Here is a 17,413-nt window from a genome sequence, read left to right as displayed (position 1 = left end):
CGCGACCCTGGGGCCTCAGGCCGCGAGGGTGTGTTCGAGGAGTACGTCGCGCAGCCCGAACTCAGCCCGGGACCAGGTTGGTGGCGGTTGTGCCCAGGATTCGGGTGGAGGGCTGATGTAGGTGTGGCCCGTGGGTGTGATCGTGATGATGCTGCCGTCCGGTCCCGGTCTGGCTTGCCAGCCGAGGGCTTCCTTGGCCTGATTGCATCTTTCACACAAACCCTGCAGGTTCTCGGCGCTCGTTTCGCCGCCGTCAGCGTGGCGTTCGACGTGATCGATGTTCCGGATCGGGGCATCACAGCCGACGGTGCGGCAGATCCCGCCATCACGAGTGGCGATGAACTCCGCGAGCCCGTCGGGTGCTTTGCGGGCACGTGATTCCATGGCGACCAGCCGTCCGGCGGGGTCGGTGAACAGGCGCCGGACGAACACCTCGGCATCGGCGAGCGCCTCGCGGGCCCAGGCTGCCGGGACGGGTCCGTAGCCCTCGACCATGGCCGGCTGGTTGGTGTCGTTGGTGAGGGAGTCGGCGGTCATCACGATCTTGACCTCGATCCGGGGCTTCGCATCGGTGGTGCGGCCGGTGATCCGGTCGACGAGGGTGTCGGCCATGACCTGACCCCGAGTCCGTTCATCGCCGGCGGCCGCAGCGGCCTTGGCTGCTTGGTCCAGTGCTGCGAAGACGGCGACGCCGTCCTTGACCGGGAGCAGGGCGCCGAGCCAGGTCATCGTGTCCGGGGCCGGCCGCAGGCTGACGCGGGGGTCCTTCACGGCGTTCGCGGCCCGGGCCACGACGGATTCCTGGTCCAGGGTGATCGCCAGCTTCTTGGCAGCGTCCTCGAGCTGTCGCAGTCCCATCGAGATCGCTCGAGCCGGCTCACCGCCCGGATCGGTGGCACAGAGCTCGTAGTCGATGACCCGACGATCGTCCACCGAGAGACACGCGGTCTCGCGGGCGAGGATCGTTGCTTGCCATTGGGAGAACAGTCCGGCTCTCATCAGCGCGAAGGTCTGCGGCATCTCGTTGATTAGGATCTTCGCCAGCCCCAACTGCTTGGCGCCCTTCTCGGGTGAGACCCGCCGCGCCAGCGCGATCTGGGAGGCGACCCCCTCGCCGAGCCTGCGGGCAGGAACCCCAGCCTCTGATTGGCGTGCGCGGACGGCTTCGTCGAGACGTACTGCCGCTTCTGCTTGGACCGCCTCGGCGGTGCACTTGATCTCTTCGAGACCACTGATCCAGTCGACCAGCTCAGCCTCGGACGCCCCCGAAGGCGGCCCTGCGAGGAGGTGGTCGATGGTCTCGTACATGCGCCTTATTATATGCGATCGAGTACCCAGGCGCGACCTATTTGTGCTGGTCAGATGACAGTTACGCAGTCAGCGAACAAGCAACGGAGCTCCGCGCCACTCTCTCGCCGCCGCCCCGATATAGGCGAGATCTTTCTCGATCGGGTGCTGGGTCAAGGACCGCGAAGCGGCCGGCGAAGCCGGCGGGCGAAGCCCGTCCTTGACGCGGCGCACGATCGAGAAACACTCAAATCAAGGGTCGGCGGCGAACCTTGAAACGAAGAACAGTCGCCAAGCGAGGTTTCCGAAGAAGCGGACCGTGTTGGTCTCGACACGCCTCCGCCTAGCGGCTCCGGCGGCTCGACCAGCGGGGCAAGGGCGGCTCGACCAGCGGGGCAGAGCGGCTCGACCAGCAGGGGCAAGGCGGCTCGACCAGCGGGGGAAGGCGGCTCTACTAGTGTGAACCCGCTATCCGGCCCATTAGGCCCGAACGCCTCCAGCCAGCAGATAGGGTCACGCTGAGACCTGCGGCGTGCCGTCGCGTGTCAGGAGGACATGTGCAACGTGGCGAAGTCTGGTGGGTGGAGTTCGACGAGCGTCGGCCGGTGGTGCTGCTGTCGGACGAGGACGCGTTCGGGATCCAGGTGATGCAGGTAGTCGCCCCGGCGGGTGTCGACGTCACCGGTCTGGGCGTCGAAGTGGCAGTAGGCGCCACCGAAGGACTGCCCTTTGAAGGCGTGGTCCGGTTTGCGTTGCCGCGCCCAGGCTTCACCCCCTGCACGTGGCTGACGACCCTGTCCCGAGACGACCTGATCGAGCGAGCAGGCGCCCTGTCCTCCGCGAAACTCAGCGAGATCGAAGATGCCCTCCGTCTCGGTGGACTCCGGTAGACGTAGTTCGACCAAGGGGGTCAGTCGGCAACCATCTCCACGAGCCGCCCCATCGCACTGAGCTCGGCATCGTGAACCCCTTGATCAGGGACGATGACAAGCGACCACAGCCGACTCCCGACAGCAACATTGCCGACCACGAGATCCCCGTCATCGTGCGACTCGATACACACGAACGCCCGGTCGTCGATCTCAACAGGCGCCGGCGAGGAGATGCAGTCCTCCCGGCTGGCGGCGAGCCCGGCAGAGACGGAGGTGTCGACCAACGTCGTCACGAAGATCGCGCCCCGGTCGCTGGTGTAGGTGCAGACGTCCTCGTCGGCGGCATGCGACCAGGAGCCGGGGATGGCGCTGGCGACCTGACCAGGTTCGAAGAGACAGGGTCCGGAGGCTTCGACGGGGGAGGAGGTGGAGGGGCTGGGGCCAGGGCTGCTGGTGGTGGGCTCCCCGGAGCCGCAGCCGGCGAGAGCGGTCGCCAAGAGGACGGCTGCGACGCTCAGCAGCTTCCTCGACACGTATGGCTCCTCGGGGTTTCGGGGGTTCCACGCAGTTTCTCAGGTCGAGCCCGGAAAAGGAGTCACGGGGGTTGCCTCGAGCGGGCACAATCGCAACCGTGACCTCTGACCTGGCGCAGGGAAACCATTACGACGACGATCCTCGGGCCTCCATTCGGGAGCGGCTCGCGGGGCAGCATGTGCTGCTCACGGGAGTGACCGGGTTCGTCGGCGAGGCGCTGCTGCATCTGATGCTGACCGAGGTGCCGGACGTACGTCTCAGCGTCCTGGTCCGGCCCAAGGGGTCGACATCGGGGGCGGACCGGATCGCGAAGATGCTGACCAAGCCGATCTTCGAGGCCGTCTCGGACGCGGAGGTGAACGTCGTCGAGGGCGATCTCTCCGCTCCGCCGTCGCTGCCGGACGATCTCGACGCCGTGGTGCACTCGGCGGGAGATGTCTCGTTCGACCCGCCGGTCGACGAAGGGTTCGTCACCAACGTCGTCGGCGTCCGGGAGCTGCTCAGGCGGGTCGCGGAGACGGGGCGGGACATCCACTATCTGCACGTCTCGACCGCGTACGTCTCCGGGCGGCGCCGTGGACACATCCCCGAGGGGCCGGTCGACCACTCCGTCGACGTGGACGCCGAGCTGGCCTGGGGGCTGGCGCAGCGGGCGGCCGTCGAGGAGCGCTCGCGCGGTGTCGAGGTGATCTCCAAGCTGCGCAAGCAGGCCGAGCGCGAGCATGGTCGGGCAGGTCTGATGACCGCCGCCGCTGCCGCCGAGGAGGCGCGCAAGAAGTGGGTGAAGGACGAGCTCGTACGTCTCGGCACCGAGCGGGCGCGTTCGCTGGGCTGGACCGACGCCTACACGTTCACCAAGGCGCTGGGCGAGCGGGTGGTCGAAGCCCACGCCGCAGCGGGGAACCGGGCCACGATCTACCGCCCGGCGATCATCGAGTCGGCCGTCTCCCGCCCATATCCGGGCTGGATCGAGGGCTTCAAGATGGCCGAGCCGCTGATCCTCGCCTACGGCCGCGGCGAGCTGCCGCTCTTCCCGGCGGCCGCGGACACCCCCGTCGACATCGTGCCGGTCGACCACGTCGTCGCCTCGATCGTGGCGTGCCTGGCGCACCCGCCCGAGCACGGCGAACCGGCCTACTTCCATCTCGCTTCCGGCGACCGCAACCCGGTGACCTTCGGGATGCTCTACGAGACCGTGCGGGCCTACTTCTCCAAGGAGCCGTTCGCGGCCGGTGACCGCGGCGCGGCCCGGCTGCCGGAGTGGACGTTCCCGGGCGGGGCCTCGGTCGAGCGGATGATGGTGACCGGGGAGCGGGTCCACAAGATCGCCGACAGGCTGCTGGGGATGGCTCCTCGCAGCGACCGCACCCGCAGCTGGGCGCGCGACCTCGACCGGCAGGGCCGGCGGCTGCAGTTCCTGCGTCGCTACCTGGATCTCTACAAGGAGTACGCCCAGGCCGACCTGCGCTTCGTCGACGAAAACACGCTCGCGCTCTATCGGTCGCTGTCGCCGGCCGACCAGGAGACCTTCGCCTTCGACACCGGCGTGATCGACTGGCACGAATACCTCCACGACATCCACGTGCCGTCGGTGACCAAGCCGGTCCGTGAGCTCGACGAGCTGCGCAAGCTGCGGAAGCGGCCGGACTCCGGCCGGTTGCCGCGGATCTCGACAAGCTCGATCACCGACGAGACGCGGGTCGCGGCCTTCTTCGACCTCGACGGCACCCTGATGTCCTCCAACGTGATCGAGACCTACCTGTGGCTGCGGCTCGGTGAGCTCTCCGGCACCCAGAAGGCGGCCGAGATCGCCCGGATGGCGAGCAAGGTGCCCGGCTACGTGTGGGCGGACCGCACCGAGCGCGGCACGCTGCTGCGTACGGTCTACAAGGAGTACGCCGGCGCTCGGCTCTCCGAGCTCGACCAGATCGTCGACGAGCACCTGACGACGCACATCCTCGGGCGGCTGGCGCCGGACGCGGTCCGGCGGATCCGGGAGCACCGGGCGGCGGGGCACGTGACGGTGCTGGTCACCGGCGCGATCCGGCCGCTGACCCGGCCGCTGATGCCGCTGTTCGACCACATCGAGGCGGCAGATCTGGCCGTCGACGACCGTGGGTTCTGCACCGGCCACATGGCCGCGTCGCCGCTGGTCGGGGAGTCGCGCGGGGCGTTCGTTCGGGAGTGGTCGCGCCGCGAGGGCATCTCGCCGGCCGACAGCTTCGCCTACGCCGACTCCCACTCCGACCTCCCGCTGCTCGCCGCGGTCGGACACCCGGTGGCGGTCCGGCCCGACGTACCTCTTTTCCGGCACGCCAAGAAGTCGCACTGGACCATCGTCGACTGGGAGTCGCCGGGCCACGCGAGCCGGACGCTCGACCCGGCTGGGCTGCACCGATGAGGAGGGGCTGAATGCTCGCGCTCGAGATGTACCGCAGCGTCGCCAAGACGGCGCTGGGGAAGGTCGCCGGCGGACGGCTGCCGCTGCTGCTGACCGGGGCGGCGGCGCCGCTGCGGATGGTGACGCTCGACCCGCCACGGGTCGAGCACGACGGCTGGGCGCGGCTGCGGGTCTCTCTGTCCGGCATCTGCGGCTCCGACCTGGGGATGCTGTCGGGGAGGACGAGCCTCTACTTCCAGCCGCTGGTGAGCCTGCCGTTCGTGCCCGGCCACGAGATCGTGGGCGAGCTGCTCGACCCCTGCGGCGATCTGGTGGCCGGGACCCGCGTGGTCGTCGACCCGGTCCTGACCTGCGCCGCGCGCGGGCTGGAGGCGTGCGAGGCGTGTGCGCGGGGCGAGACCAACCGGTGCTCCCGGATCACCGTCGGCGACATCTCCTCCGGGTTGCAGACCGGGTTCTGTCACGACACCGGCGGCGGCTGGTCGCAGCAGCTCTCGGTGCACCGCTCCCAGCTCCACGTGGTGCCCGACGGCTACTCCGACGAGCAGGCGCTGCTCGCCGAGCCGGTCGCCTGTGCGGTGCACACCGCTCGCCGGGCCGCGGTCAAGCCGGGTGACCGCGTGCTCGTCTCGGGTGCCGGGGCGGTCGGGCTGCTGGCGACGCTGGCCCTGCGCGAGCTCACCGACGCCGGTGAGATCCTGGTCGTCGCCAAGCACGCTCATCAGCGCGAGCTGGCGCTCGAGTTCGGCGCCACCGAGGTCGTCGCGCCGTCGGAGACGCTGCGCAGGATCAGGCGCGCGACCAGCGCGTTCATGCTCGAGCCTGAGATGCTCTCCTCGCCCTACCTCCTCGGCGGCGTGGACGTGACCGTCGACGCGGTCGGCTCGAAGGAGTCGCTGCAGACCTGCCTGCACGCCACCCGCGCGGGTGGACGCGTCGTGCTCTCCGGGATGCCCGCCTCCGCCGATCTGTCCGCGGCCTGGTTCCGGGAGCTCGAGGTGGTCGGGACTTACGCCTCCTCGCGCGGCTCCGGCGACTTCGCCACCGCCCTCGACCTGGTCGGCCACGACGCCATGTGCCGCCTCGCCAAGACCGTCGCGCCCTACCCGCTCCACCGCTGGCGCGAGGCCCTCGACCATGCCCACTCAGCCGGTCGGCTCGGCACCGTCAAGGTGGCGTTCGACCCGAGACGTACGTCCTGAAGAAGGAGAGACACGATGACACGACCAGGTTTCGTGCTGGAGGTCGACGACCGTACGCCGCCCCTGCTCGTCCACGAGGGGCTCGGGTTCAGGCTGGAGGAGTTCCCGCAGGGCACCCGGGTGATCTACCCGCCGGAGTCGCTGCCGACGGTGCCCGACGTGGACGCGGCGATCCGGGAGTCGCTGGAGAACCCGGTCGACTCCGAACCGCTGCGGGAGCTGATGTTCCCGGGGATGCGGCTGACGATCGCCTTCGACGACCTCTCGCTGCCGCTGCCGACCATGAAGGCGCCCGACATCCGGGGCCGGATCATCGAGCAGGTGCTCACGATCGCGGCCGAGAAGGGCGTCGACGACGTCGAGATCATCGCCGCGCTGGCCCTGCACCGCCGGATGACCGACGCCGAGATGAAGCACATCGTCGGCGAGCGCGTCTTTCGCAGCTTCGCGCCGCAGGGGCTGCTCTATAACCATGACGCCGAGGACCGCGCCAACCTCGAGCACATGGGCGTCACCGAGAAGGGCGAGGATGTCGAGATCAACAAGCGGGCGGCCACCTCCGACCTGCTGATCTACGTCAACGTGAACCTCGTCGCGATGGACGGCGGCCACAAATCGGTCGGCATCGGGCTGGCCTCCTACAAGTCGATCAAGCACCACCACAACGCCAAGACGATGGTGCACTCGCGCTCGTTCATGGACCACAAGCACTCCGAGATGCACTCCTCCGCCTGGCGGATGGGCCGGCTGATCGGCGAGCACGTCAAGGTCTTCCAGATCGAGACGACGCTCGACAACGAGGTGTTCGGGAAGCCGTACGACACGCTGCTCAAGCGCGAGTGGGAGTGGTCGCTGCGCGACCAGGCCACCGTCCTCGGCCTGCGCCGCGGCCTGGCGGTGGCGCCGCAGAAGATGCGCCACAAGATGTTCCACGACCTGCGCTCCAACTACGGGCTGACCGGGATCACCGCCGGCGCCGTCGAGCCGGTGCACGAGCTGACGGTGCAGCGCGTCCACCAGCAGCAGCGGGTCAAGGTCGAGGGGCAGTCCGACGTGATGGTGATGGGGGTGCCCTACCTCGGCCCCTACAACGTCAACTCGACCATGAACCCGATCCTGGCCGCCTGCATGGGGCTGGGCTACTACTTCAACTCCTACCTGCGCCAGCCGGTCGTGCGCGCGGGTGGCGTCGCGATCCTCTACCACCCGCTCGACGAGGGCTTCAACACCCTGACGCATCCCTCCTACGTCGACTTCTACGAGGAGGTGCTGGCCGACACGAACGACCCGGCGCTGATCGGGCCGAAGTTCGAGGAGCAGTTCGCCACGGACCCCTGGTACGTCCACCTCTACCGCACCTCGAACGCCTACCACGGCGTCCACCCGTTCTACATGTGGTACTGGATCGCGCACGCCCTCGACCACCTCGGCGACGTCATCTGGGTCGGCGGCAACCCCAAGGCCGCCGCGCGGATGGGCTTCCGGAGCGCGTCGACGTTGCGGGATGCGCTCGAGATGGCGAGCTCGACCGTCGGCCCGTCCCCGTCGATCACCTACCTCCGCAACCCTCCGCACCTCCTGGCGGACGTCCGATGAGCGCCATCGTCGGTCGAGCCGCGAGCGCCAGCGAGCGTGTCGAGACCAGCGGGGGCGGCTCGACCAGCGGGGGCGGCTCATGAGTAGTTTCTGGAAGGAGACCGCCCGCGACGTACGACTCTTCCAGCGGGGCTGGCGGTGGGGTCATCGGGCGCAGGTGCCGCGGTCGGCGGAGCCGTTCGTGCCGCCGGCGACGACGACGGTCTTCGACAACGAGTGGTCGCGCAGGCCGGCCGCGCGAGCGGTCAGGGAGGTCGCGCAGGCCGGGCTCGAGGCGGTCTTCCGGTCGCAGGTGAAGACCCAGGTCGAGGGGCTGGACGTGCTCGAGAAGCTCGACGGTCCGGTGATCTTCGTGGCCAACCACGCCTCCCACCTGGACACTCCGCTGATCCTGCTGAGCCTTCCGGACCAGTGGCGGCGGCGTACGGCGGTGGCGGCCGCGGCCGACTACTTCTTCGACACCTGGTGGCGGGCGGTGGGCTCCTCGCTGGTCTTCAACACGCTGCCGATCGACCGACGCGGGGGCGCACTCGCGAACGCACCCGGGGAGGTGCTCGCCGACGGCTGGTCGCTGGTCGTCTTCCCCGAGGGCACCCGGTCCAAGGACGGCACCGTCGGCCGGTTCCGGTCCGGCGCCGCCTACCTGGCCATCGAGTACGGCGTCCCCGTCGTCCCGATCGCCCACCGTGGCACCTACGCTGCGATGCCGCGCGGGGTGAACTGGCCCGGCAAGGACAAGGCCGGTGGCCGCCGCCAGCTGACCGTACGCTTCGGGGAGCCGCTCCGCCCGGCCGAGGGCGAGTCGATCCGTGAGTTCGCGCCCCGGATCCGGACGGCGGTGGCGAGGCTGCTGGATGAGGACGCCACCGACTGGTACGCCTCGATGCGCCGCGCTGCCGAGGAGCGCACGCCCGACCCCGCCGGCGAGGAGATCGCCGAGTGGCGCAAGGTCTGGGCGGCCACGGAGTCACCCGACCCCGAGCCGGACCGGCTCAGGGCCTGGCGCCGTTGATCCTGTGCCGCTGAGCCGGGTCAGGCCCAGCGCAGCAGTGCCGCCACGGGGGCGTCGCCGAGCAGGCTGGCGGGCAGGACGTACACCTCCGCGTCGGTGAGGACCGCGGCGGCGATGAGCGCCTCGCCGGCCTCGACCGGACCGGAGACCGGGGCCTCGCCGAAGGTGAGGCCGGGATGGTCCGCCGGGTCGAGGGTGTGCCCGGCCAGTGCGCCGGGGTCGATCAGCAGGGTCTCGACGCGGCCGGTGACGAAGGCGTCGGCAACGTCGCGTACGCCGGTGGCCTCGCGCTCGCCCCGGCCCCAGGCCTCCTCGAGCCGACGGACCAGCGCCGTGCGGCGGCGTACGACCTGGTCCAGCAGCGCGCTGCGGATCGCCTCGTTGCGAGCGTGGTCGCCGCCGTCCTCGGCGCGCTGACCGCTCGCCAGCTCGACCACCTCGGCCGACAGCCCGGAGAGGTCGTCGCGCAGTCTGCCCACCGTGGTCGGGTCGCCGCCGATGAGGACGAGCTCATGACCGTGGTCGCGGACCAGCCTGGTGACCTCCTCGGCGACCTTGTCGGCGCTGTGGCGCCAGACGTTGTCGGTGGTCTGCTGCATGCGGTAGGCGGCCCACCCGACGTTGTCCCGGATCGTGTGGACGTGCTCGAGCTCGTCGCCCTCCACGGTGGTCGTGCTCGTCGGCTGCGGCAGTCCTGAGTCCCACAGCGAGATCTCGCCACCGGTGTGGTCGGCCAGGACCAGCACGAACGGCATCGACGTCTCGCGCGCGGCGATCCAGGAGCCGAGGTCGGGCAGCATGTCCCAGGTCGCGACCGGGTTGGGGACCGCGGCAACGGCGACCTCGTCGTAGGCGATCCCCTCGGGCGTCGCGACGACGACCCGCGCGAGCGGGGCCGGCTGACGTACGTTCGCCTCCAGCCGGTCGGAGACCTGGGCGACGACGCCCGGGGGAGCCCCCTGGGCGGAGAGCTCTTCACAGGCGGCGCGCACCCGCAGCTCCTTGGCGTGGGCCGCGTTCTCCGAGTCCTGGCTGACATCGGCCAGCACGGTGGCGTACGGCCCGGGTCGGGTCAACAGGTTGGTGAATCCAGCAGTGTCCATATCGGTGTGGTACCCACCGACAGGGGATGTGACACGCGCTCGATCAACCGGCTGCGCAGGTGACCTCGGTGACCCGCCACTCCTCGTCCTTGCCCTCGCCGGAGCGGGTGACCACGAAGGTGAACACGGACTGACCGCCGTCGGGGGTCAGCTCCACCGTGGCGCCGGTCTCGGTGAGGTCGGTGGAGGTGATGCGTACCTTCTCCAGGTGACCGCGCGCGTCAGCCGTCTTCTCGGTGGGCGGGGTCTGGACCGAGGGACAGGCCCGCGCCCATTGCGCCACCAGCTCCGGCTTCGCCTCGACCGTGGTCCAGCTCGTGGTCCGCGCGAACTGGCTGGCGGCCGTCTCGGACTGCTCGATGGCGTGCTCGCGGAAGCGCGAGCGTGAGTAGCCGTAGCCGGCGACCGAGATCAGCACCCCGACCAGCAGCAGTACACCGACCTTGAGCGCGATCTCGCGCCGCTCGCTGCTTTGCACGGGACGTTCCTACCACCACCGGCCCCAGGACCCGAACCGGCTCGCGGATGAGAGAGCTCTCATGGTCATCTCACGATCACCTCACCGCGGGTCGAGATGGTTCTTGCATGGCGCCGGGAACACCCGGGGCAGAACCTGAAGGGACGAATGATGAAGAAGCTTCCGATGATCCTCGGTACCGGCCTGGTCGGCGTGGTCGCGGCGGGCGTGTTCAGCTACCAGAGCGCTGCCGCTGTCGATGACGACGGCTATGCCAAGCGTGAGGAGAAGTCCAACACCCAGGTGACCACAGTCGACGATGACGACGACAACGACGCCGACGACGTCACCCGCGACGCCGCCGGCAACGACACCGCGACCAACGGCACCGGTGTGACCCGGGCGACCAAGGACAACACCCGCGACAACACCCGCGACAAGGTCACCCGCGACGACCAGACCAAGGACAACAACACGAAGGACGACAACACCAAGGACGACAACACCAAGGACGACAACACCAAGAACAACACGCGGGACGACAACACCAACGACCGGACCCAGGGCTGAGTCGAAGATGACCGACACCTGGGGCCTGGTCCAGGGTGACGCGATCACCCCCGAGCTGACCGCGATGCGGCTGCTCGGGGGCGGCTCGTCGTACGAGGCCTTCCTGGCCTTCGACGAGATCACCTACGGGCCGGTCGTCGCCAAGGTCCTGCGACCGAACCTGATCGACAGCGAGACCAGCCGCAACGCGCTGCGGCGCGAGACCGACGCCCTGACGCAGCTGCGCCATCCGGTCCTCGTCCGCGGCCTACGCGAGGACCTCGACGGCGAGCGCCCGTACGTCGTGATGGAGCACGTCGAGGGCCCCCGGCTCTCGACGCTGATCCGCCGCCACGGGCGACTCCCGGAGCAGCAGTACCTGCCGCTGGCGCTCGACCTCGCCTCGGCGCTGCACTACCTGCGGCGCTCCGGCTGGGTGCACCTCGACATCAAGCCGAGCAACCTGATCATGGGCTCGCCGGCCCGGCTGATCGACCTCTCCGTGGCCCGCCCGACCGCAGCGGCGGCCGCTCTGCGCCACGAGATCGGCACCGACGCCTACATGGCCCCCGAGCAGTGCCTGCCCGGCGAGCTGGGCGAGGTCGGCCCCGCCAGCGACGTCTGGGCCCTCGGCGCGACGCTCTTCCACGCCGTCACCGGCGAGCGGCCGTTCCCCCATGGCGACCCGTCGGCCGCTGACCGCACCGAGCGCTACCCGCAGCTCGTCTCCGGTCCCGGCGACCTCCCCAGGCGTACGCCGCCCGAGGTCGTCAAGGTCATCGAGGCGTGCCTCGCCCCGGCCGCCGGTGACCGGCCGGCCCCGGCGGAGATCGCCGAGACCGTCTCGCCCGCGCTGGAGCGGCTTCCGCGAGCCTCGCTGGGCGGCCTGCGGATCCACTGACCCTTCTCCCATCCCCTGCAGCTGAGGGCCCGGCGCCTGCCGGGCCCTCAGCCGTTCCCGGAGCCGGGATCAGGGCTGGAAGCGGTAGCCCATGCCGCGTACGGTCTCGACCCGGGCCGAGCCCAGCTTCTTGCGCAGGTAGCCGACGTAGACGTCGACGACGTTGGAGCCGGGGTCGAAGTCCATGCCCCAGGCCAGGTCGAGCAGCTGCGCGCGGGAGAGGACCTGCCCCGGATGCCGCAGCAGCACCTCCGCCAGCGCGAACTCACGCGCCGAGAGGTCGCTCTCGCGCCCGTCGACCCGCAGGCGCCGCGTACGCAGGTCCAGCGCGACCGACCCCGAGCGGAGCTCGCCCACCTCGGCGTCGGTGTTGTCCTGCTGCCGCAGGCGTACGTTGATCCGGGCCCGCAGCTCGGCGAAGCGGAACGGCTTGGCCAGGTAGTCGTCGGCGCCGCCCTCGAGCGCGGAGACGGTGTCGTGCACCGAGTCGCGGGCGGTCAGCACGACCACCGGCATCCGGGATCCCTGGGCGCGCAGCTGGTCGAGCACCTCGAAGCCGTCGATGGTCGGCAGGCCGATGTCGAGCACCATCAGGTCGAAGGCGCCGCTCAGCGCCTCCTCGAGTCCCTCCAGCCCGTCGGCGACGGTGCTGACCTGGTGGCCGTCGGCGCTCAGGCCCTTGGCGAGGAAGGCCGCGATGCGGTCCTCGTCCTCGACGATCAGGATGCGGGCCATGCCTCTCCTTCGGTGCGTGCGGGCAGGGTGATCGTGAAGCGGGCGCCGGAGGGTGTCGCGTCCTCGACGCCCACGGTGCCGCCGTGGGCGGTGGCGATGGCGGAGACGATGGCGAGGCCGAGCCCGAGTCCCGGCCGGTCGCCGGAGCCGGTCTCGGCGCCGCGCGCGAACCGCTCGAAGATCCGGTCCCGGTCCTCGGCAGGCACTCCCGGTCCGGTGTCGCGTACCCACAGCCGCAGGGTGCCGTCGACGGTCGCCGAGCCGACTGCGATCCGGTCGCCGGGTGCGGTGTGTCCGGCGGCGTTGTCGCACAGCTGCAGCATCGCCTGGGTGACCCGCTGCGGGTCCAGGCGCCAGGTGCCGGGAGTCGCCGCGTCGAGGTGCCAGTCGCGGTCGGCGAGGGCGCTGGCCTTGGCCAGGATGTCCTCGGTGAGGGTGTCGACGTCGACCTCCTCCAGGGTGAGGAAGTCGGGCCGGTCGTGCTTGGCCAGCAGGATCAGGTCGCCGACCAGACGGCTCATCCGGTCGACCTCGTCGAGCGCCAGCCGCCGGGTCTGCTCGACCTCGGCCGGGTCGGACTCATCGAGGAGCTCGAGGTGGCCGCCGATGATCGTCAGCGGCGTACGCAGCTCGTGCCCCGCGTCGTCGAGGAACTGGCGCTGGTCGGAGAACGCCTGCTCCAGCCGGGCCAGCATGTCGTTGAAGTTCCTGGTCAGGGCCGAGATGTCGTCGTTGCCCGACTCGGGCAGCCGGGCGGAGAGGTCGGTGGCGTTGACCGCTCCGGTCGCCTGCCGGAGTCTGGTCAGCGGGGCCAGCAGCCGCCCGGACTGCCAGGCCGCGACCACGGTGACGAGCAGGGCGAGAAGGGCGGCCACGATCGTGTAGGTGCGCATCGTGCTGCGCAGCTCGGCACGGTCCTCGTCGAGGTAGGAGACGACGAGGAGGGCGCCCTCGGTGGTGCCCTGGGCGTTGTCCTGCCGCACCGGCTGGCTGGTGATGCGTACCTCGCCGTCCGCGGTGTCGAGATAGGTCGTCCCGCCGTCCACGACCACATCGGCGACGGCCTCGCTGAACCGCGCGGTGGTGATCAGCGGGTCTTCGGGGAAGTGTGCGCGCGCCCGGCCGTCGACCCAGGCGACGAGGAGCTCGTCGTCGTCGGGCACGTTGCGGCTCAGGAACGTCCGCAGCAGGCCCTCCACGTCGTACGGTGCCCTGGTCTCGGGGTCGATGCCCTCGGTGCGCAGCCTGGAGAACTCGTCGAGCTCCTGCTCCATCTCGCGCGTGGTCGCGGCCTCGACCCGGCTGAGCTCGACGACGTAGACGATGAGACCGGCGCCGGCCAGGGCGAGGGTGACCAGCAGAGCGACCGAGGCGGTGATCCGGGCGCGCACGGACAGCCCCCGGCGCCGCGGGGGCGGTGTGGTCCCGGGTGGCTGAGGGTCAGTCGTCGTCATGTCGGTCGTCGCGGTCATCGTCGTCGTCATCATCATCGTCGACGGGACCAGGGGTGACGACCGGGACACCCGAGGGATCCGTGCTCGATGAGGAGCCCGGGGATCCGGGCGAGGAGGGCGAGACGCTCTCCGAGGGCAGCACGACGGGCTCGCGAGGCGGCGGGTCGTTGTCGGAGGCTCCGGCGAAGGAGGCGGCCAGGTAGACGCCGACCGCCACCAGGACGACCAGCGGGAGGACGAGTTTCAGGGTGCGGGACATGACCCTCAGATAGTGCCTGACCACCTGTCCGATGTGGGGGTCCATGAGAGACCTCTCATCGATACAGTGATCCGGGTCACCACTTGCACCTGGAGGTAACGCCCGTGTTCGTCCCGTTCAGCGTCAACGACTTCATCGACCGTGCCGCAGCCGTCTACGGCGAGCGGGTGGGCATCATCGACGAGCCCGACCAGCCGGCGGCCTCCCTCGGGGAGGTGACGTACGCCGAGATGAAGTCGCTCGCGAAGCGGATGGCGGCGAGGCTCGACGAGCTCGGCATCGGCGTGGGGGAGCGGGTCGCGATCGTCTCCCACAACTCGGCGCGACTGCTGACCGCGTTCTACGGCGTCTCCGGTTACGGGCGCATCTTGGTGCCCGTCAACTTCCGTCTCCGTCCCGACGAGGTCTCCTACATCGTGGAGCAGTCCGGCGCCTCGGTGCTCTGGGTCGACCCCGAGGTCGACGAGGCGCTGAAGGACGTGACCGCGAAGCATCGGTTCGTGCTCGGAGACGACGCCAACCTCTACGCAGCGGAGGGTGTCGAGCCGAAGCCGTGGGAGCCGGACGAGAACGCGACCGCGGCGATCAACTACACCTCCGGCACCACCGCCCGGCCCAAGGGCGTGCAGATCACCCACCGCAACATCTGGACCAACGCGATGACCTTCGCGCTGCACGCCGGCTGCAACGACCGCGACGTCTACCTGCACACGCTGCCGATGTTCCACGCCAACGGCTGGGGGATGCCGTTCGCGGCGACCGGCCTCGGCATCAAGCACATCGTGCTGCGCAAGGTCGACGGGATGGAGATCCTGCGCCGCGTACGCGACCACGGAGTCACCTACATGTGCGCCGCCCCCGCGGTGGCGGCCGCCGTGCTCGACGCGCTCCCGCAGTGGCAGGCGACCGAGGGCGAGATCCCGGGACGGGACAAGGTTCGGATCATCATGGCCGGCGCGCCGCCGCCCACGAAGACTGTCGTCCGCGTCCAGGAGGAGCTCGGCTGGGAGTTCATCCAGATCTACGGCCTCACCGAGACCTCGCCGCTGCTGACCATCAACCGCACCCGTGCCGAGTGGGACGACCTCGACCCGATGGAGCGCGCCGCGAAGCTGACCCGCGCCGGTGCGCCCGCGATCGGCGTGAGCCTCGACATCTCGCCCGACAAGGAGGTTCTGGCCCGCTCCAACGTCGTGCTCGAGGGCTACTGGGAGAAACCGGAGGAGACCGAGAAGGCGCTGGCCGACGGCTGGTTCCACACCGGCGACGGCGGCAGCCTCGGCGACGACGGCTACCTCACCATCTCCGACCGCATCAAGGACGTCATCATCACCGGCGGCGAGAACGTCTCGAGCGCCGAGGTCGAGGACGTCCTCTTCCTGCACCCCTCGGTCGCCGAGGTCGCCGTCATCGGCATCCCCAGCGAGAAGTGGGGCGAGACCATCCTGGCCCTCGTCGTCCTCGCCGAGGGCGCCCAGGCCACCCAGGAGGAGCTGATCGCCTGGAGCAAGGAACGAGCCGCCGGCTACAAGGCACCGACGGTCGTCGAGTTCCGCGACTCCCTGGCGCGTACGGCCACCGGCAAGCTGCAGAAGTTCAAGCTCCGCGAGCCCTACTGGGGCGACCGCGAACGCAAGGTCAACTAGCTTCGGGCCGGCTTCTCGAGGAGCTGCTCGACCTCGGCCAGGAGGAGCTCGGTCTCGTCGTCCGCGGCCGGAGTTGGGACGTGGGCCGCGAGGCGGCGGGGGTCGTCCTCCGGCAGGGAGTCGATCAGGATCCGGCGAGGATGCGCGGAGCCGCCGGTGACCAGATACTTCTGCCCGGGACGTACGCGGCTTGCTTGTTCCTCCAAGTCAGCCTCGCCTGCAGGCTGCGCGGTCGCCGGCTCGGTGAGTGCCTTCCGCACGATCCGGCGCGGGTCGTACTGGCGTACGTCCAGGGCTTCGAGGTCCGCCCGCGCCTTGGACGCGTCGACGAAGCTTCGGACCGAGCGGATCAGCTCGGCGAGCCGGTGGGTGTAGATCGGGAGCCGCTGGGGGCCGATCACGAGGCCGGCGACGATCGCGACCAGGAAGAGCTTCTCGAAGGTCAGGCCGAACATGGCTGGCTCCTGATCAGTCGGCGGTCGTGCAGATGGGTGATGAGGACGGCGGCGGCGAACAGGGCCGACATCGGCGCGGCGACGAGGAACATCGACAGTACGTCGGCAGCCGGTGTCACCAGCGCGCTGAACAGCACGATGACGACCACGATGGTGCGCCAGCTGCGCCGCAGGGTGCTCGCGGGGAGCAGGCCGAGCGCGTTGAGCACGACCACGAAGACCGGGAGCACGAACGCGACCCCGATCGCGAGGACCATCTTCATCACGAAGTCGACGTAGTAGCCGGCGTTGAGGATGGTGCTGTCCTCGGCCGACGAGAACCCGGCGAGCATCTCGACCATGTGCGGGAAGAGCAGGAAGCCGAACGCGCATCCCGCGGCGAAGAGTGGGATCGCGGCCGCCAGGAACCCGAAGGTGTACTTCCGCTCGCGGCGGGTCAGCCCGGGGGTGACGTACGCGAACAGCTCGGCGAGCCAGATCGGGCTGGAGAGGATCACGCCGGTGAAGAGCGCGATCTTGAGCTTGAGGTCGAAGGCACCGGTGACGGTGTCGTAGTTGAGGCTGGCGTCCTGGGACTGGGCGATCTGCTCGATCGGGGAACGCAGGACCTCCAGGATCTGGTCGGAGAGCCAGAAGCCGACGACCACGCCGACGAGGAGTGCCACCGCCGCACGGATCCCACGCCTGCTCGCCTCGCGCAGGTGGCCGGCGACGGGCATGGTCCCCTTCGCGGTCGGAGGGGCGGTGACCGGTGCGGCGGTGGCGGTGGTCATGAGGCCCTGCGGTCGGTCACGCCCTCGTGGGTCTCGTCCTTGAGGATGCGTACGGACTGGCCGACGCTCCGGGCGAGGGCCGGCAGCTTCGCCGAGCCGAAGACGAGCAGGATGATGGCGAGGATGACGAGGGCGTGCCAGCCCGTGAGGTTCTGCAACATGATGATCTCCTGGATG

At 69.9% G+C, this 17,413-nt stretch carries 18 protein-coding genes; 8 read left to right on the top strand and 10 right to left on the bottom strand.

Translation table 11 applies throughout. The annotated features are described in order from the left end of the window. Nucleotides 1-15 precede the first annotated feature (15 nt). Entirely contained in the window at nt 16-1,308 is a 1,293-nt protein-coding gene (locus OG801_RS05000) for a DUF222 domain-containing protein (RefSeq protein ID WP_406034125.1), read from the bottom strand. Nucleotides 1,309-1,868: 560 nt separating this feature from the next. On the opposite strand from OG801_RS05000, the gene OG801_RS04995 reads away from it, so the two are divergent. Further along, complete coding sequence (locus tag OG801_RS04995) at nt 1,869-2,177, top strand: type II toxin-antitoxin system PemK/MazF family toxin (protein ID WP_406034123.1); 309 nt, start codon at nt 1,869-1,871, stop codon at nt 2,175-2,177. Between the two features lie 20 nt (nt 2,178-2,197). Here the strand turns inward: OG801_RS04995 and OG801_RS04990 are convergent, their stop codons facing one another. After that, the gene (locus OG801_RS04990; RefSeq protein WP_406034121.1) at nt 2,198-2,692 is read right to left on the bottom strand and encodes a hypothetical protein; all 495 of its coding nucleotides are present in this window, start codon (nt 2,690-2,692) and stop codon (nt 2,198-2,200) included. 98 nt (nt 2,693-2,790) lie between these two features. Between OG801_RS04990 and OG801_RS04985 the strand changes: the two genes are divergently transcribed. From OG801_RS04985 to OG801_RS04970, 4 genes are all read left to right on the top strand, one after another. Further along, nucleotides 2,791-5,094 (top strand): HAD-IB family phosphatase, encoded by a 2,304-nt coding sequence (locus tag OG801_RS04985; RefSeq protein WP_406034119.1) that lies wholly within the window; start codon nt 2,791-2,793, stop codon nt 5,092-5,094. Nucleotides 5,095-5,105: 11 nt separating this feature from the next. After that, nucleotides 5,106-6,296 (top strand): zinc-binding dehydrogenase, encoded by a 1,191-nt coding sequence (locus tag OG801_RS04980; protein WP_406034117.1) that lies wholly within the window; start codon nt 5,106-5,108, stop codon nt 6,294-6,296. A gap of 15 nt (nt 6,297-6,311) precedes the next feature. Then, nucleotides 6,312-7,892, top strand: a complete 1,581-nt coding sequence (locus tag OG801_RS04975; RefSeq protein ID WP_355020225.1) for a lactate racemase domain-containing protein — start codon at nt 6,312-6,314, stop codon at nt 7,890-7,892. 79 nt (nt 7,893-7,971) lie between these two features. Beyond that, on the top strand, nt 7,972-8,904 hold the full coding sequence (locus OG801_RS04970) for a lysophospholipid acyltransferase family protein (RefSeq protein ID WP_406034115.1): 933 nt from the start codon (nt 7,972-7,974) through the stop codon (nt 8,902-8,904). A gap of 20 nt (nt 8,905-8,924) precedes the next feature. On the opposite strand, the gene OG801_RS04965 is transcribed toward OG801_RS04970, so the two are convergent. Together OG801_RS04965 and OG801_RS04960 are read right to left on the bottom strand one after the other, a co-directional pair. After that, nucleotides 8,925-10,007, bottom strand: a complete 1,083-nt coding sequence (locus OG801_RS04965; RefSeq protein WP_406034113.1) for a Vms1/Ankzf1 family peptidyl-tRNA hydrolase — start codon at nt 10,005-10,007, stop codon at nt 8,925-8,927. A gap of 43 nt (nt 10,008-10,050) precedes the next feature. Then, nucleotides 10,051-10,485: a hypothetical protein gene (locus tag OG801_RS04960; RefSeq protein ID WP_406034111.1), complete on the bottom strand. Its 435-nt coding sequence runs from the start codon at nt 10,483-10,485 to the stop codon at nt 10,051-10,053. A gap of 150 nt (nt 10,486-10,635) precedes the next feature. Between OG801_RS04960 and OG801_RS04955 the strand changes: the two genes are divergently transcribed. Both OG801_RS04955 and OG801_RS04950 read left to right on the top strand, forming a co-directional pair. Beyond that, complete coding sequence (locus OG801_RS04955; RefSeq protein WP_406034110.1) at nt 10,636-11,034, top strand: hypothetical protein; 399 nt, start codon at nt 10,636-10,638, stop codon at nt 11,032-11,034. A gap of 7 nt (nt 11,035-11,041) precedes the next feature. Then, entirely contained in the window at nt 11,042-11,914 is an 873-nt protein-coding gene (locus OG801_RS04950) for a serine/threonine-protein kinase (RefSeq protein WP_406034108.1), read from the top strand. Between the two features lie 69 nt (nt 11,915-11,983). Here OG801_RS04950 and OG801_RS04945 read toward each other — a convergent pair whose 3' ends face one another. Genes OG801_RS04945 through OG801_RS04935 form a run of 3 tightly spaced genes read right to left on the bottom strand, consistent with a single transcriptional unit; the run spans nt 11,984 to nt 14,362 of the window. Continuing rightward, on the bottom strand, nt 11,984-12,649 hold the full coding sequence (locus OG801_RS04945; protein ID WP_406034106.1) for a response regulator transcription factor: 666 nt from the start codon (nt 12,647-12,649) through the stop codon (nt 11,984-11,986). Continuing rightward, the gene (locus OG801_RS04940) at nt 12,634-14,121 is read right to left on the bottom strand and encodes a sensor histidine kinase (RefSeq protein ID WP_406034105.1); all 1,488 of its coding nucleotides are present in this window, start codon (nt 14,119-14,121) and stop codon (nt 12,634-12,636) included. Before OG801_RS04940 ends, OG801_RS04945 begins: the two co-directional genes overlap by 16 nt. Next, nucleotides 14,090-14,362, bottom strand: coding sequence for a hypothetical protein (locus OG801_RS04935; protein WP_406034104.1), 273 nt, complete (start codon nt 14,360-14,362; stop codon nt 14,090-14,092). Before OG801_RS04935 ends, OG801_RS04940 begins: the two co-directional genes overlap by 32 nt. A gap of 104 nt (nt 14,363-14,466) precedes the next feature. Between OG801_RS04935 and OG801_RS04930 the strand changes: the two genes are divergently transcribed. Continuing rightward, nucleotides 14,467-16,008, top strand: coding sequence for an AMP-binding protein (locus tag OG801_RS04930; protein WP_355020233.1), 1,542 nt, complete (start codon nt 14,467-14,469; stop codon nt 16,006-16,008). Here OG801_RS04930 and OG801_RS04925 read toward each other — a convergent pair. Genes OG801_RS04925 through tatA form a run of 3 tightly spaced genes read right to left on the bottom strand, consistent with a single transcriptional unit; the run spans nt 16,005 to nt 17,397 of the window. After that, nucleotides 16,005-16,463: a hypothetical protein gene (locus OG801_RS04925; protein WP_406034101.1), complete on the bottom strand. Its 459-nt coding sequence runs from the start codon at nt 16,461-16,463 to the stop codon at nt 16,005-16,007. The genes OG801_RS04930 and OG801_RS04925 overlap by 4 nt on opposite strands. Further along, nucleotides 16,451-17,236 (bottom strand): twin-arginine translocase subunit TatC, encoded by a 786-nt coding sequence (gene tatC, locus OG801_RS04920; protein ID WP_406034099.1) that lies wholly within the window; start codon nt 17,234-17,236, stop codon nt 16,451-16,453. Before tatC ends, OG801_RS04925 begins: the two co-directional genes overlap by 13 nt. Next, nucleotides 17,233-17,397: a twin-arginine translocase TatA/TatE family subunit gene (gene tatA, locus OG801_RS04915; RefSeq protein WP_406034097.1), complete on the bottom strand. Its 165-nt coding sequence runs from the start codon at nt 17,395-17,397 to the stop codon at nt 17,233-17,235. The genes tatC and tatA overlap by 4 nt, the downstream gene beginning before the upstream one ends. Between the last annotated feature and the right edge of the window lie 16 nt (nt 17,398-17,413).

This window comes from Nocardioides sp. NBC_00163 (assembly GCF_045206295.1).
GTDB lineage: Bacteria > Actinomycetota > Actinomycetes > Propionibacteriales > Nocardioidaceae > Nocardioides.
Note: the sequence above shows the minus strand (reverse complement) of the source record. Positions and strands in the feature narration are given on the sequence as shown.

Bases quoted from the DNA above. Each gene is read 5' to 3' on its own strand.
- OG801_RS05000 (WP_406034125.1), bottom strand. From the start codon at position 1,308: ATGTACGAGACCATCGACCACCTCCTCGCAGGGCCGCCTTCGGGGGCG.
- OG801_RS04980 (WP_406034117.1), top strand. From the start codon at position 5,106: ATGCTCGCGCTCGAGATGTACCGCAGCGTCGCCAAGACGGCGCTGGGG.
- OG801_RS04975 (WP_355020225.1), top strand. From the start codon at position 6,312: ATGACACGACCAGGTTTCGTGCTGGAGGTCGACGACCGTACGCCGCCC.
- OG801_RS04970 (WP_406034115.1), top strand. From the start codon at position 7,972: ATGAGTAGTTTCTGGAAGGAGACCGCCCGCGACGTACGACTCTTCCAG.
- OG801_RS04965 (WP_406034113.1), bottom strand. From the start codon at position 10,007: ATGGACACTGCTGGATTCACCAACCTGTTGACCCGACCCGGGCCGTAC.
- OG801_RS04955 (WP_406034110.1), top strand. From the start codon at position 10,636: ATGAAGAAGCTTCCGATGATCCTCGGTACCGGCCTGGTCGGCGTGGTC.
- OG801_RS04950 (WP_406034108.1), top strand. From the start codon at position 11,042: ATGACCGACACCTGGGGCCTGGTCCAGGGTGACGCGATCACCCCCGAG.
- OG801_RS04945 (WP_406034106.1), bottom strand. From the start codon at position 12,649: ATGGCCCGCATCCTGATCGTCGAGGACGAGGACCGCATCGCGGCCTTC.
- OG801_RS04940 (WP_406034105.1), bottom strand. From the start codon at position 14,121: ATGACCGCGACGACCGACATGACGACGACTGACCCTCAGCCACCCGGG.
- OG801_RS04935 (WP_406034104.1), bottom strand. From the start codon at position 14,362: ATGTCCCGCACCCTGAAACTCGTCCTCCCGCTGGTCGTCCTGGTGGCG.
- OG801_RS04925 (WP_406034101.1), bottom strand. From the start codon at position 16,463: ATGTTCGGCCTGACCTTCGAGAAGCTCTTCCTGGTCGCGATCGTCGCC.
- tatC (WP_406034099.1), bottom strand. From the start codon at position 17,236: ATGACCACCGCCACCGCCGCACCGGTCACCGCCCCTCCGACCGCGAAG.
- tatA (WP_406034097.1), bottom strand. From the start codon at position 17,397: ATGTTGCAGAACCTCACGGGCTGGCACGCCCTCGTCATCCTCGCCATC.